Source organism: Uliginosibacterium flavum, assembly GCF_040566545.1.
Taxonomy (GTDB): Bacteria; Pseudomonadota; Gammaproteobacteria; order Burkholderiales; family Rhodocyclaceae; genus Uliginosibacterium; species Uliginosibacterium flavum.
Window position 1 is genome coordinate 79,398 of record NZ_JBEWZI010000013.1, and the last position, 12,987, is coordinate 92,384.

Below are 12,987 nucleotides of genomic sequence, written 5' to 3' on the forward strand. Positions count from 1 at the left end.
TCTGGAGGTTTGCCAGAGTGGTTTAATGGATCAGTCTTGAAAACTGACGAGGATGCAAGTCCTCCGTGAGTTCGAATCTCACAGCCTCCGCCAGAATGAAGAAAAAGCCGGAAAGCCCCGTAAAACGGGCTTCCGGCTTTTTTATTGCCCTGAATCCATCAGCGCACGAATTCGCCCAGCGTGAGCCAGCCCGCCAAGTCGGCATCCTGACGCGCGTTGGCAAAGCGCACAGCCTGCCCGGTTGGCAAGGGATTCGTCCCCTGTACGAGCACACGATAGCGCCCGGCCGGCAAGTCCATCAGATCAATGACCTGTTCCGCCAAGATGGGCGACGCTTGCGGCAGGATGCCCGTCAAAACCCTCGCCCAGCGGGCTTCCCGGAGCAGCTTGCCTGAAGAATCAAGCAGCGCGCCCTTCAGCGGCCAGGCGTAATAAAAAGGCGCGACTCCGCGATTTTCGATCTGGATCTGCACGCGCAACTGCTTGTCTTCACGCGTCAGCGCCACCTGCGCGACGTGGAACTCATAACCCATGCGGCGCGCCTGCTCGATGGCGCGGGTGCGGCGCTCCGGCGGATTGCCGGCCTTGAACATGCCCGAATCCATCAGCCAGCTGACGTGCGTCTCCGTTACGCAAGTCGCGAAATCCTGCAAAGCCGGCAAGCCCGGCTCGGCATCGAAAACCTTGCCCCAAGCCTCAGGACGGATCTCGCCACCAATCGGGCGCGTCTGCCAGGCATTCGTCGCGCCGGCCGTTTGCAGCTTGGCCATGAAGTAATGCGGTTTGGTCGGCAGCGTGCTCCAGGCGAAGGAATCATCGTGGTAACCGAAGGGCGTCGCGGCATTCGCCACATAGACCGGATCAGCCGCGCTGGCGGGGTAGCGCAGCAGGACCGGTGTCGTACGGAAAGCCTGCGCGTAGGCGGCCATCACCGCCGCTTGCAAGGCCTTGTCGGCGAACAGTTCGGTGTGCGGATAGTCGTGCCACTCGCCCCACAAGCCCAGCATCCCGGCGGTGATGAAGCCGATGCGCGCATCGCCGTCATAGCGGGCGCCCAACGCGGCAATGAAATCGGTAATCGCTGTGCGCAGCAGCGGATTCTGGTAATCCGGCGTTTCCACCTCCACCGGCGGGCGCGGTGGCGTGCTCGGGCGCTGCCAGCGCGTCAGGCCGACGCCTGCGTCCAGTAAATAGGCCGGCAGGCTGCCGGTCTTGCCGGGATATTCCACATGAAAGCGGAAAACCGCCTGATGGCCCCGGCCGGCCACGCCCTCCAGAAAACGCTCCAGCAGCGTCCAGTCGTACAGCCCCGGCGCCTTCAACACAGCGGCGAGCGGGAAGTAACTGAATTCCATGCTGTGCGGGAAGCCCTCCGGATTCGCTGCGCCGGCATAGGGCACCAGCCCCTTGAGCGGGTTATCGAGGGATGCCGGCGCGTAGATCTGAGCCTGCCAGGCTGGCTCGGCGGCGAACAATGCGGAGTTCCATAGCAGCATGCAGAGAAAAACCAGCGAGCCCTTTTTCGTCACCCGATACTTTCCTTTCGTGGCAGATCTCGGCCCAAGCGGAGAACAAAGATTTAAGACCACCCTCAGGCCGCCAGCGCCAGCCAGGTTTCGATCTGTTTGTCTGCCGTTCGCATGGCAGCGCCTTCGCGCCGAGGCGTTTTCAAGAGCAGGCGCAACTTGCAATCCAGAGGTAGATGCAGCGCCTGAATATTCAATTCACGCGGACGATTCTCGTCCAGGCTATCGGGCAGATTCAATTGTGCAAGCAAGCTGCCGTTCGCTGACAAGACCAGCACGCGCATGGATTCGAGCCAAGCTTCACCTGCGCTACCCGCCTTCAGCGCATAACGCAGCGTACGCGCACAACCTTCAACCGGACAGCCCTGATTGGCGTGCAGCGGCCCGGCGTACCAGGCGCCGTCCTCGCTAAGTGCGATGACGCAATTCTGGCGGGAGCACCAGCCCGTCTCCGGGCCGAGGCGATTTTCGTGTTGGTCGAGGTAAAGGCTCTGGTTCGATTTCATTACGATCTCCTTCGCGCGGTTTTATATTGCCGTCTGATACATTTTTACCGGCAACATTTTCCGCAAATTCACTGTACTAGCGGGTAATACAGGTTTCACGACATGCCAAGATTTGGAAAAGCTCCCGCAAAACTCCGTTTCGATCCAGACGCCTGTGAACAGCAAGATCTGGATAGTTTTTGTAAATAAAACAACGCAACAAACCTGCCAGTTTAGGGACAGGGCAAGCGTTCAAATGTGAAGTTTGGTGGCGTTCAAACTTTGCCTGAAGCGCCGCATGGGACGGTCATCTGCAGCACACCATGCCGCACAAGCTCGCACATAAAGGCTGTACAAGCGCCATCCCCGCAGACCCATACTGCGCGCGGCTCTACAGCCAGCGTCGAATCAGCGCCTTGCGCGCTTCTTCCATCACCCCGAGCAACAGTGCAAACGGCAACGCGTAGCACCACACTGCGGCGGCCAGCGGCGCCGTGCCGAAGAGCGCATTGCCCAGCGGCGTGTAGACGATTACCAGCAGCAGGCCGAGTTCCGCCGCCAGCCCACCCAGCAACAGGCGATTGCCGAAAAGCGGGAAACGCCAGACCGCCAGTTGTGGATGGCGGCAGACGAAGACATTGACCATCTGCGCCAGCACGATAGCGACGAGGCAGGCCGTCGTGGCCTGCAAATAGACCGGGGCGCTCGGCGCCAGCGTTTCCCCGTAATGCCAGCCCGCCCCCTGCAGTACGAAGAAGAAGGCGGCCATTGCGCCCAAGGCTTCCAGCGGACCGAGAAACAGGTAAGCGCGCGCCAGCAGCGGCCAGGACAGCAGCCGTTCGCCCCGCGGGCGCGGCGGCCGGCTCATCACCCCGGCATGCGGCACCTCAGCGCCCAGCGCCAAGGCCGGCAACATGTCAGTGCCCAGGTCGACGGCCAGAATCTGGATCACCGTCAGCGGCAGCGGGATGCGCAGCAACACGAAGGCCAGATAGGGCACGATCTCCGGAATGTTCGAAGTCAGGATGTAGGTCAGAAACTTGCGGATGTTCTCGAATACCGCGCGCCCCTCCTCAATGGCATTGACGATGGTCGCGAAGTGATCGTCGAGCAGCACGATGTCCGCCGCTTCGCGCGCCACATCCGTGCCCGACAAACCCATGGCGATGCCGATATCGGCGCACTTCAACGCGGGCGCGTCATTCACGCCGTCGCCGGTCACTGCCACGATCTCGCCCTTGGCCTGGCAGGCTTGCACGATCAGCATCTTCTGCTCGGCGCTGACGCGGGCGAAGAGGATTTCCGGCGCCGCCAGTGCCAGCTGCAGACTCGCCGGACTCATGCGCCGCACCAGATCTCCCGTCAGCACCACCGGCTGCGGCGTGCGGATCAGATCCAGCTCGCGCGCAATCGCCAGCGCCGTGTGCGGGTGATCGCCGGTAACCATGATCACGCGCAGCCCGGCGCCGTGGCAGCGCTGCACGGCCCCGTGCACATCGGGGCGCGGCGGATCTTCCAGACCGATCAGGCCACACAGCTGCAGCCCGGCCTCCTGCGCCGCCTCCCCCTCTGGAAAGGCCCGCCAGGCGCAGGCCAGCACGCGCAGGCCGCGATCTGCCATGTCGTCCTGCGCCCGGCGAAACAGGTCCTGCGCTGCCGCATCGAAGGGATGCGCGAGATGCCCCTCAAGCCAGCTCGTGCACAAGGGCAGGACGGATTCGGGCGCGCCCTTGCACCACAGGTATTGCCCGCCCTCCTCATGACGACTGATCACCGACATGCGCCGCCGCTCGGCATCGAAGGGGATTTCCCCGACGCGCGGCCCGGGCTCCGGAATCGGTCCGCCAAACTGCCACAGCGCGATTTCCATCGGATCACCGCTGGGCTGATCGCCGGGGAACTTCAGGTTGTGGCAGAAACGCGCCACCGCGCGCAGATGCAAATCCGCGCCGCGCGGCCAGCGTTTGGCGGCCAGATGATGGCGCCCGGCAAAGAACAGTTCGCGCACCGTCATGCGGTTCTGCGTCAGCGTGCCGGTCTTGTCGGTCAGGATCACCGTCGCACAGCCCAGGGTTTCTACTGCGGGCAAATGCCGCACCAGCGCATGACGCTTGGCCATGCGCTGGGTGGCGAGCGCCAGCGACAGGGTAACGGTGGGAAGCAGCCCCTCCGGCACGTTGGCCACGATGATGCCAATGGCAAACATGAAGTTCGCCCAGAACGGCAGGCCGACAAAATGGCCAATCGCAAAGAAGGCCACGCCCAGCCCCAGCGCCAGCAAGGCCACGATCCGCGACACGCGCCGGATCTCGCGCTGCAGCGGCGACTCCACCTCGCCCGCGGTCTGCGTCAGATGTGCGATATGGCCGAACTCAGTATGCATGCCCGTGGCGAAAACCAGCGCCGTGCAGCTGCCCGAGACCAGCAGCGTGCCCGCCAGCAGCAGGTTGCGCGCAGCCAGCGGATCGGCCTCGGCGTCCGGTGCGGCCTCGCGCGCCTTGGGCCGCGACTCGCCGGTCAGCGTCGCCATGTCGACCCGCACGCCAGAAGCCTCCACCACCCGGCAATCGGCCGGCACCTTGGCGCCCTCGCCCAGCAAGACCAGATCGCCCGGCACCAGCGCAGCGGCCGGCACGGTCAGCGTCAGCGCATCGCGCCTCACCTCCACCTGCTGCGGCAAGAGCTGACGCAGCGCCGACAGCGCCTGCTCGGCGCGATAGCTCTGCCAGAAGGAAAATGCACCATTGACGAGGATGACCCCGACAATCGCCAGGCCCAGTTCGAACATGCCCTGACCGGGATCGAAATACGCCGCGACAAACGCCAGCGCCGCCGCCAGCCACAGGATCAGCGCAAAGAAATGCGAGAACTCGCGCAGCAGCACCAGCCACAGCGGATCGCGTGGCGCCGCCGTCACCTGGTTCGCGCCAAATTCGATCAGCCGCCGCGCCGCCTCAGCCGCACTCAGACCCCGCGCAGAACTGCCCAGCGCGGCGAGGGCCGCCTCGGGAGATTGCTGCGCGATGTGCATGCCGTGAGGATTCATGCTTCAGCATAGCAATCGGGGCAGGATGGGCTCGCTTCATATCCCGCACAGGAAGGGAAGAAGGCCGTAAGCCGGAGGTCGGAAAAGCAAAGCGCCTTCCGACATTCGGATTTTTCGGCTTTGGTTTGGCTTGGTGGCGACAAGGGCGCCCAAACGTCGGAAGGCGCCTACGGCTTTTTCAGCTGTTAAAAATACCTGCCAGCAGAGCCTCGCCTGACGGATTTCTCCAGCCCCCATCCCACCAGCCACTCCTGGCTTGACTAAACCGACAGGCCACCTGAAGACGCCCGCTGCGCGCGGCTCTTCGGGCCATGCCATTGCAGGAAACTTAAATCGGCCTCACCCGCCGCAATTGCCCGCGCAACTCGTCCACTTCTTCCAGCAGATCGGCGACCAGCGCGGCAAGTTCGGGGCCAGCGTCGAAATCGCGCTCCAGCTGGCGCATGCGCTGCGCACGGTGCAGGCAGGCGCTGGAGAATCGCCAGGTGCCGGCGAGACATTCGACGCGCGGAAACAGGCCTTCTTCGATGTGCAGAATCAGCCAGTCCGGCTCCACGGTGCAGGCGGCGGCGACTTGTTCGAGCGTCAGCCAGGAGTCGTCGAGCAAGCTGCCGATCAGGATTTCATCATCACGGGGGCTCATACCCTCACCTCCTGACGCGGATCGAAGGCCAGCTCGCTCGCCATTTTTTCGTAGAGCTCACGCGCCTGCGCGGTGTTGGCGGGCGGCAGCACGACTTGGATGTCGAGCAGCAAATCGCCCGGCGGGCTGGAGGGAATGCCCTTGCCGCGCACGCGCAACTGGCGCCCGCTCTGCGCCCCGGCGGGGATGCGCACCTTCAGCGCACCGCCCGGCAGATGCACGCTGACCACCGCGCCCAGCGCGGCTTCCCACGGGGCGACCGGCAGCGTCAGGTGCAGCTCACGGCCCTCGACGCGCAGATGGGCGTGCGGCCTGAAGTGGATTTCCAGCAGCAGATCGCCAGCCACCCCGCCGCCGCTGCCGGGCGCGCCCTGCCCGGCCAGACGGATGACCTGCCCCTCATGCACGCCCTGCGGAATCCGCACGTTCAGGGTGCGGGTGCTGAGTTGAACGCGGCCCTGCGCGTCCAGCCCGGGCACGCGCAGGCTGATCTGGCGCGTCGCGCCGGTAAACGTGTCGTCCAGGTCAAGCACCACCTTGGCGTGATGATCCTCGCCACGCGCCTTGCCGCCCCGGCCGCGATGGCCACCAAAACCGTTCATTCCGCCGCCCATGCGGCCGAAAATCTCGGCAAAGAAGTCGCTGAATCCGTCGGCCTCGCCGGGCGAGAAACCACGATTGGAGAACTCGAAGCCCGAATCCCAATCCGGCGGAGGGCGGAAGTCCTGACCCGGCTGATAGCCACGGCCGAGCTGATCGTAGGCAGCGCGCTTCTCGGGATCGGACAGCACGGTGTTGGCTTCGTTGACCTCTTTCATGCGCTGCTCGGCGTCCCGCTCCTTGGAAACATCCGGATGATATTTGCGCGCCAGCTTGCGAAAGGCTTTCTTGATCTCGTCGGCCGAGGCCGTGCGGCTCACGCCCAGCGTCTGGTAGTAGTCCTTGAATTCCACGTGAGATCTCCCCGACGATTCGTCAGCTAAACCTAGGTCAGAAGTGCGGCCTTTGGCTGTGCGCGTACCCTTTTGGCAAGCCTCGCCAAGAACTGCATCCAGCCTTGCTGAGCGCAGAGCTGCCGTGAAGACGTCCGCCGCGCGGGGCTCTCCAGCCTATGCCCGCGTCAACGCCCCCAATGGGCGCATCTCCAGCGCCACGATTACCCCTGTCTAAACTATGGGCAAGGAGCCGCCATGTCCCTGTTCAGCTCGCCGTCCCTGCCTGCCAGCGATACGCCCATCGGCGTGATCGAGGAAGTGCATGGGCCGGTGATCGACATCCAGTGCCAGCGCCTGCCGCCGCTGCATCAGGCGCTGCGGGTGGATCTGGGTGGGCGGCGCCTGCACTTCGAAGTCCACCAGCATCTGAGTGAAACCCGGATCCGCGCCGTCGCCCTGCAGCACACGGCAGGCCTGCGCCGGCAGATGCCGGTGTTCGACAGCGGTGGGCCGCTGCGCGTACCGGTCTGTCCGGAATGCCTGGGGCGGCTGCTGGACATGTTCGGCATACCGCTGGATGGCGGCCTGCCGCTCGCCACCGGGGAATTCCGCCCCATCGTGGCGCCGCCCGCGCCGCTGCCGGAAGCCGTGGCGATGGGCGACATCCTGCCGACCGGGATCAAGGTGATCGATCTGTTGTGTCCCTTCGTGCGCGGCGGCAAAACCGGGCTGTTCGGCGGCGCCGGCGTCGGCAAGACCGTACTGGTGATGGAGTTCATGCATGCCATCGTGCATCTGCATCAGGGCGTGTCGGTCTTCGCCGGGGTTGGCGAGCGCATCCGCGAGGGGCATGAGTTGTGGCACGACATGCAGGACGCAGGCGTGATGCCGCGCAGCCTGATGGTCTTCGGCCAGATGGACGAGTTGCCCGGTGTGCGCTTTCGCATCGGCCTGGCGGCACTAACCTATGCCGAATACCTGCGCGACCATGTGGCGCGCGAGGTGCTGTTCCTGATGGATAACGCCTTCCGCTTCGTGCAGGCAGGCAGCGAGCTGTCCGGGCTGCTCGGACGCATGCCCGCCACGGTGGGTTACCAGCCAACCTTGCTGAGTGAAGTGGCCGAGTTGCAGGAGCGCATCGCCTCAACCCGCAGCGGCAATATCACGGCGGTGGAAGCGGTCTACGTGCCCGCCGACGACATGAGCGATCCCGCCGTGGGCGCCCTGCTCGCGCATCTGGATACGCGCGTGATCCTCTCGCGCAGTCAGGCCGCCAAGGGCATCTACCCGGCCATCGACCCGCTCGCCTCGGGCAGCCGCATGATGGATCGCGCCACCCTGGGCGAGCGCCACTACCGCGTGGCGCAGGCCGTGCGCGAACATCTGGCGCGCTACCGCGAACTCGACGACATCATCGCCATGCTCGGGCTGGAAGCCCTGTCGGAAGCCGATCGCCTGACCGTGCACCGCGCGCGCCGGCTGGAACGCTACCTGACCCAGCCCTTCTACGTGGTCGCCGAGCACACCGGCATCGCGGGCGCCTCGGTGCCGCTGGAGGCCACCCTCGCCGATTGCGAAGGCTTCATCAGCGGCGCTTTCGACGCCTTGCCGGAAGAGCGCTGCTACATGCGCGGCAGCATGCAGGAGGCGCCATGAACAACTTCACCCTGCATCTGCACAGCGCCACGCGCCACGAAACCATCGCGGGCGTCACCAGCTTCGTCGCCACCGACGCCAGCGGCAGCTTCGGCATCCAGCCTGGACGCGCGCGCTGCATGAGCGTGCTCGAATACGGGCTGGCGCGTTTCCGCGTTGGCGAGGCCCCCTGGCAATACCTGGCCTGCCCCGGCGCGGTGCTGCGCTTTGCCGACGCGCAGCTGATAATCAGCACCCGACGCTACCTTTACGATCCCGATCACGCCCGCGTCGCTGCCCTGCTAGGCGGGCAACTGGCCGAGGAAGAACAGGCCCTGCATGCGGTGAAGGACAACCTGCGGCAACTGGAACAGGAACTCTTGCAACGCCTGCGCCAGCTGGAAAGGGGTGCCGCGTGAGCAATGACAAATGGCAACACGACGTACAGCGCGACTCCGAACGGCTGGCCGAGGCTGAACGCGGGCGGCGCGGCGTGCTGGGCACCACGGTCTTCCTCGGCACGCTGTCGGTGCTCTTCCTCGCCCCGCTGCTCGGCGGTGCCTACCTCGGGCGCTGGCTGGACGGGCTGAACGAAGGCTATTCGGTGCGCTGGTCGGTGAACCTGATCATCCTCGGTCTGGCCGCCGGCATCTTCAACGTGTACCTCTTCATCCGGAAGCACTGGTGATGGACAGCGCCACGCTCCTCTTCGCTTTCGGCCCCTTCCACCTCACCAGCACGGTGCTGACGACTTGGGGCATCCTGCTGGCGCTCGCGCTGGGATGCTGGCTGGGTACGCGCAAGCTCTCGGTAGATGCGCCCGACCTCGTCCAGACTGCGCTGGAAGGCGTAGTGCAGACCATCGAAGACGCGATCAACGGCGTGCTGCCGGGCACCGCCGCGCTGCTCCTGCCCTTCATCGGCACGCTTTGGCTGTTCGTGGCCATCGCCAACCTCACCGGTCTGATTCCCGGCCTGCATTCACCTACCGGCGATCTATCGACCACCGCCGCGCTGGCCATTACGGTCTTCCTCTCGGTGCACTGGTACGGTCTCTCCAGCGAGGGACTGCGCGGCTATCTACGCCACTACCTCGCGCCCAGTCCGATTCTGCTGCCCTTCCATCTGCTCGGCGAGCTGTCGCGCACCATCGCGCTGGCGGTGCGTCTGTTCGGCAACATCATGAGCCTGGAAATGGCCGCCATGCTGGTGCTGCTGGTGGCCGGTCTGCTGGTGCCTGTGCCGCTATTGCTGCTGCATATCGTCGAAGCGCTTGTTCAGGCCTACATCTTCGGCATGCTGGCCCTGATCTACATCGCCGGCGGCATGCAGGCGCATGAAGGCGCCGCGCCCTCCGACACCGTTCCACCCCCGAAAGGAAACGCAAAATGAGCGACATGCACTGGTTCGTCCTGATCTCCACCGTGGTCGCGGCGCTGGCCATCGCACTGGGCGTGATCTTCCCGGCCATCGCCATGGGCCGCGCCATCACCCAGGCGCTTGAAGCGCTGGCGCGCCAGCCGGAGGCCGAGAAACCGATCACCCGCACCCTCTTCATCGGCCTGGCGATGATCGAATCACTGGCGATTTACGTGCTGGTGATCGTGCTGATCATCCTGTTCCGCAATCCGCTGCTGGAATACTTGCTCAAATAGGAGTCCATGATGTCATTGGACTGGAGCACTTTCTTCCTGCAGATCATCAACTTTCTGGCGCTCGTCTGGATCCTCAAGCATTTCCTGTACAAGCCGATCCTCGCCACGCTCGCGCAGCGCCGCGCGGCGATTGCCAAAACGCTGGAGCAAGCGCAGGCCGCCGAAGCCCGTGCCGCCGCGCTGCTGACAGATTACGAAACCCGGCAGGCTGCGTGGGAACAGGAAAAAGCAGCAGCCCGCGCCGATTTCGCTGCCGCACAGGAGCAGGAGCACGCCCGCCAGATGGCCGCGCTGACGCTGGATCTGGCCAAGGAACGAGAGCGCAATGCGGCACAGGAGGCGCGTCGGCTAAGCGAATTGCAGCAACAGATCGAAGCCGCCGCCATGGCCCGCAGCGCACGCTTCGCCAGCGCCCTGCTCGGGCGTCTGGCCGGCCCGGCGCTTGAAGCGCAGCTGCTGGAGCTGCTGATCGAAGACCTGCCACATTTGCCGGAGGCGCAAGTTGCTGGCTTGCGCAGCGCCACTCAGGCCTCCACAGAGCCCGCCCGCGTCATTAGCGCCTATCCGCTGAACCTGGCCCAGCGCGAAGCACTGGCCCAAGAGCTGAGCGCGCAGCTCGATCATCCACTACGCATCGACTTTACCGAAGACCGGGATCTGATCGCTGGTCTGCGCATCGTGCTCGGCCCCTGGCAACTGAACCTGAGTCTGGCGGATGAACTGCGCCAGTTCGCGGCAGCCGGCAGCCATGTGGAGTAACCCGGACGGCCCCGCCTCAGGCGTCGCCGGCCAAAGCGTCTGGCTGGCGAATTACCGCCTCGGCCTGCGTGTCGCCGAGGTCGGCACGCTGGTCAGTCTAGGCGATGGCATCGCGTGGATCGAAGGCCTGCCCTCGGCAGCGATGGACGAAGTGCTGCGCTTCGAGGACGGCAGCGAGGCGCTGGTCTTCCATCTGGGCAAGCAGCGCATTGGCGCCATCCTGCTGAACCAGAAAAACAGTCTGGTCGCGGGCATGCGTGCGCAGGTCACCGGCCGCAGCCTGTCCATCGGCGTTGGCGACGAGTTTCTCGGCCGCATCATCGATCCGCTGGGTCGCCCGCTTGATAGCGGCCCACCGCCGCAAGCGCACAGCACACGGCCGCTGGAGGCGCCGTCGCCGCCGATCACCGCGCGTGATTTTGTCACCCGCCCGCTGGCTTCCGGCGTGAAGATCGTCGACAGCATGATTCCCATCGGCATGGGCCAGCGCCAGCTCATCATCGGCGACGCCGGCACCGGCAAGAGTGCGCTGGCGCTGGACATGCTTGTCGCCCAGCAGCACAGCGCCGTGCTGTGTGTGTACGTGCTGATCAGTCAGAAACGCTCGGCGGTGCTCGCCACCATCGAAACCTTGCGCCAGACCGGCATGCTCGCGCGCAGTTGCGTAGTCGTGGCCGAAGCCACGGCCTCGCTGGGCCTCAAGTATCTGGCGCCCTTCGCTGGCTGCACGCTTGCCGAAGCCTGGATGTGGGCCGGGCGCGACGTGCTGGTGGTGCATGACGATCTGTCCACCCACGCCCGCGCCTATCGCGAACTCTCACTGCTGCTGCGCCGTCCGCCGGGCCGCGAAGCCTATCCCGGCGACATTTTCTATCTGCACGCGCGTCTGCTCGAACGATCCACCTGCCTCGCCGCCCCGCACGGTGGCGGCAGCATGACGGCGCTGCCCATCGTGGCGACGGAACAGGGCGAAATCGCCGCCTACATCCCGACCAACCTGATCTCGATCACCGACGGCCAGATCTACCTCGATCCGCAGCTCTTCGCGCGCGGCTTCCTGCCCGCCATCGATGTAACCCGCTCGGTTTCGCGCATCGGCGGCAAGGCGCAACTGCCCGCGCTGAAGAGCGAAGCCGGGCGCATGAAGCTGGACTTCCTGCAGTTCCTGGAACTGGAGATTTTCACGCGCTTCGGCTCGCGCCTCGAAGCCGGCGTCGAAGCCCGCATCCGGCATGGCCGCCTGCTGCGCGAACTGCTCAAGCAGGACCGCCTGAGTCCGCTCACGGCGGCCCAGCATCTGGCCTGGCTGGTGGCCTGCAACGAAGGCTTCTTCGATGGTCTGCAGGGCACGGCGCTGACTGAAAAGCTGGGGCGCCTGCTGCAGGCGCAGGCCAGCGCGCCCATCGACACGAATGCCGGCCCGGCCGCCTGGCGAGAGGCCGTCGCACGCTGGCTGGAGGAGCCCGCCCATGAGCCGGCGCCGTGAGTTTGCGCGGCGTCTGGAGGCGCTGACCGAGATCGCCGGGATCATGTCGGCGATGAAGGCGCTGGCGCTGATGGAGACGCGCATCCTGCGCGACTTCCTCGACTGCCAGCAAGGCATGCTCGCCAGCATCGAAACCGCTGCAGCCGATTTTCTCGCTTGGCATCCGGAGTTCGCCGCCACGCCCGAAGCCGGCCCGGAACTTTATGTGCTGCTGGGTTCCGAGCAAGGTTTCTGCGGCGACTACAACGAAGTGCTCCTGAGCTGGCTGCGCGCTCAGGCGCCCGGCGCCAGCGCGCAACACATCGTCGTCGGCCAGCGTATGGCTGCCCGCCTGAATGACAAAAGCGTACAACTGGCCGGCGCCAGCGTCGCCGATGAAGTGCCCGCCGTGCTGCAAGCCCTCAGCGCGCAGCTGCGCCAATGGCTGAGCGCCCACCCCGGAGCGGGCCTGAGCGTCCTCTATCACTGCGAAGCCAGCGGCAGCTTGCGCCTGCGTCGCCTGCTGCCATTGGGCGATCTGCCCGCGCCCGCGCCAACGCCCTGGCCCGCCGACCTGAATCTGGCCCCCGCCGAATTCTTCGCCGCCTTGAGCGGGCATTACCTCTACGCCGCCCTCAACGCCGTGCTCTACAGCGCGCTGATGACCGAGAACCGCCAGCGTCTGGCGCACATGGAAAACGCCCTGCACAAACTCGACGAAGACCGCCTGCGCCTGCAGCGCCAGGCCAACGCCCAGCGTCAGGAAGACATCACCGAGGAAATCGAGATCATCCAGCTCTCGGCTCAGATGCTTGCCGGTACCGGATCTTGAGATGGG

13 protein-coding genes and 1 tRNA gene are annotated in these 12,987 nt (G+C 65.2%); 9 read left to right on the forward strand and 5 right to left on the reverse strand.

The window, feature by feature from the left end; genetic code table 11:
• The first annotated feature begins 3 nt into the window (after positions 1–3).
• A tRNA-Ser gene (locus tag ABXR19_RS13140) sits at positions 4–93 on the forward strand.
• Between the two features lie 65 nt (positions 94–158).
• Here the strand turns inward: ABXR19_RS13140 and ABXR19_RS13145 are convergent.
• From ABXR19_RS13145 to ABXR19_RS13165, 5 genes are all read right to left on the reverse strand, one after another.
• Positions 159–1,529, reverse strand: a complete 1,371-nt coding sequence (locus ABXR19_RS13145; RefSeq protein ID WP_354601595.1) for a DUF4832 domain-containing protein — start codon at positions 1,527–1,529, stop codon at positions 159–161.
• Between the two features lie 62 nt (positions 1,530–1,591).
• Positions 1,592–2,032, reverse strand: coding sequence for a hypothetical protein (locus ABXR19_RS13150; RefSeq protein ID WP_354601596.1), 441 nt, complete (start codon positions 2,030–2,032; stop codon positions 1,592–1,594).
• 370 nt (positions 2,033–2,402) lie between these two features.
• Entirely contained in the window at positions 2,403–5,042 is a 2,640-nt protein-coding gene (locus ABXR19_RS13155) for a cation-translocating P-type ATPase (protein WP_354601597.1), read from the reverse strand.
• Between the two features lie 343 nt (positions 5,043–5,385).
• Positions 5,386–5,700 carry a chaperone modulator CbpM gene (locus ABXR19_RS13160; RefSeq protein WP_354601598.1) on the reverse strand — a complete coding sequence of 105 codons (315 nt, stop codon included), beginning with the start codon at positions 5,698–5,700 and terminating at the stop codon, positions 5,386–5,388.
• Positions 5,697–6,653 (reverse strand): DnaJ C-terminal domain-containing protein, encoded by a 957-nt coding sequence (locus ABXR19_RS13165; protein ID WP_354601599.1) that lies wholly within the window; start codon positions 6,651–6,653, stop codon positions 5,697–5,699. The genes ABXR19_RS13160 and ABXR19_RS13165 overlap by 4 nt, the downstream gene beginning before the upstream one ends.
• A 237-nt stretch (positions 6,654–6,890) precedes the next feature.
• On the opposite strand from ABXR19_RS13165, the gene atpD reads away from it, so the two are divergent.
• From atpD to ABXR19_RS13205, 8 genes are read left to right on the forward strand one after another with little or no spacing between them, the layout of a single operon-like run.
• Positions 6,891–8,291, forward strand: a complete 1,401-nt coding sequence (gene atpD, locus ABXR19_RS13170) for a F0F1 ATP synthase subunit beta (protein ID WP_354601600.1) — start codon at positions 6,891–6,893, stop codon at positions 8,289–8,291.
• Complete coding sequence (locus tag ABXR19_RS13175) at positions 8,288–8,689, forward strand: F0F1 ATP synthase subunit delta/epsilon (protein WP_354601601.1); 402 nt, start codon at positions 8,288–8,290, stop codon at positions 8,687–8,689. The genes atpD and ABXR19_RS13175 overlap by 4 nt, the downstream gene beginning before the upstream one ends.
• Positions 8,686–8,958 (forward strand): AtpZ/AtpI family protein, encoded by a 273-nt coding sequence (locus ABXR19_RS13180; protein ID WP_354601602.1) that lies wholly within the window; start codon positions 8,686–8,688, stop codon positions 8,956–8,958. Before ABXR19_RS13175 ends, ABXR19_RS13180 begins: the two co-directional genes overlap by 4 nt.
• Positions 8,958–9,662, forward strand: coding sequence for a F0F1 ATP synthase subunit A (locus ABXR19_RS13185; RefSeq protein WP_354601603.1), 705 nt, complete (start codon positions 8,958–8,960; stop codon positions 9,660–9,662). The genes ABXR19_RS13180 and ABXR19_RS13185 overlap by 1 nt, the downstream gene beginning before the upstream one ends.
• Positions 9,659–9,925 (forward strand): ATP synthase F0 subunit C, encoded by a 267-nt coding sequence (gene atpE / locus ABXR19_RS13190; protein WP_435594324.1) that lies wholly within the window; start codon positions 9,659–9,661, stop codon positions 9,923–9,925. The genes ABXR19_RS13185 and atpE overlap by 4 nt, the downstream gene beginning before the upstream one ends.
• A gap of 6 nt (positions 9,926–9,931) precedes the next feature.
• Positions 9,932–10,684 carry a F0F1 ATP synthase subunit delta gene (locus ABXR19_RS13195; RefSeq protein ID WP_354601604.1) on the forward strand — a complete coding sequence of 251 codons (753 nt, stop codon included), beginning with the start codon at positions 9,932–9,934 and terminating at the stop codon, positions 10,682–10,684.
• Entirely contained in the window at positions 10,674–12,170 is a 1,497-nt protein-coding gene (locus ABXR19_RS13200) for a F0F1 ATP synthase subunit alpha (RefSeq protein WP_354601605.1), read from the forward strand. The genes ABXR19_RS13195 and ABXR19_RS13200 overlap by 11 nt, the downstream gene beginning before the upstream one ends.
• The gene (locus ABXR19_RS13205; RefSeq protein ID WP_354601606.1) at positions 12,154–12,981 is read left to right on the forward strand and encodes a F0F1 ATP synthase subunit gamma; all 828 of its coding nucleotides are present in this window, start codon (positions 12,154–12,156) and stop codon (positions 12,979–12,981) included. Before ABXR19_RS13200 ends, ABXR19_RS13205 begins: the two co-directional genes overlap by 17 nt.
• Positions 12,982–12,987: the final 6 nt, after the last annotated feature.

What these genes read in the sequence shown, in the direction of transcription:
- ABXR19_RS13150 (WP_354601596.1), bottom strand. Translation starts at nt 2,032, where the DNA reads ATGAAATCGAACCAGAGCCTTTACCTCGACCAACACGAAAATCGCCTC.
- ABXR19_RS13155 (WP_354601597.1), bottom strand. Translation starts at nt 5,042, where the DNA reads ATGCACATCGCGCAGCAATCTCCCGAGGCGGCCCTCGCCGCGCTGGGC.
- ABXR19_RS13160 (WP_354601598.1), bottom strand. Translation starts at nt 5,700, where the DNA reads ATGAGCCCCCGTGATGATGAAATCCTGATCGGCAGCTTGCTCGACGAC.
- atpD (WP_354601600.1), top strand. Translation starts at nt 6,891, where the DNA reads ATGTCCCTGTTCAGCTCGCCGTCCCTGCCTGCCAGCGATACGCCCATC.
- ABXR19_RS13175 (WP_354601601.1), top strand. Translation starts at nt 8,288, where the DNA reads ATGAACAACTTCACCCTGCATCTGCACAGCGCCACGCGCCACGAAACC.
- ABXR19_RS13185 (WP_354601603.1), top strand. Translation starts at nt 8,958, where the DNA reads ATGGACAGCGCCACGCTCCTCTTCGCTTTCGGCCCCTTCCACCTCACC.
- atpE (WP_435594324.1), top strand. Translation starts at nt 9,659, where the DNA reads ATGAGCGACATGCACTGGTTCGTCCTGATCTCCACCGTGGTCGCGGCG.
- ABXR19_RS13195 (WP_354601604.1), top strand. Translation starts at nt 9,932, where the DNA reads ATGATGTCATTGGACTGGAGCACTTTCTTCCTGCAGATCATCAACTTT.
- ABXR19_RS13200 (WP_354601605.1), top strand. Translation starts at nt 10,674, where the DNA reads ATGTGGAGTAACCCGGACGGCCCCGCCTCAGGCGTCGCCGGCCAAAGC.
- ABXR19_RS13205 (WP_354601606.1), top strand. Translation starts at nt 12,154, where the DNA reads ATGAGCCGGCGCCGTGAGTTTGCGCGGCGTCTGGAGGCGCTGACCGAG.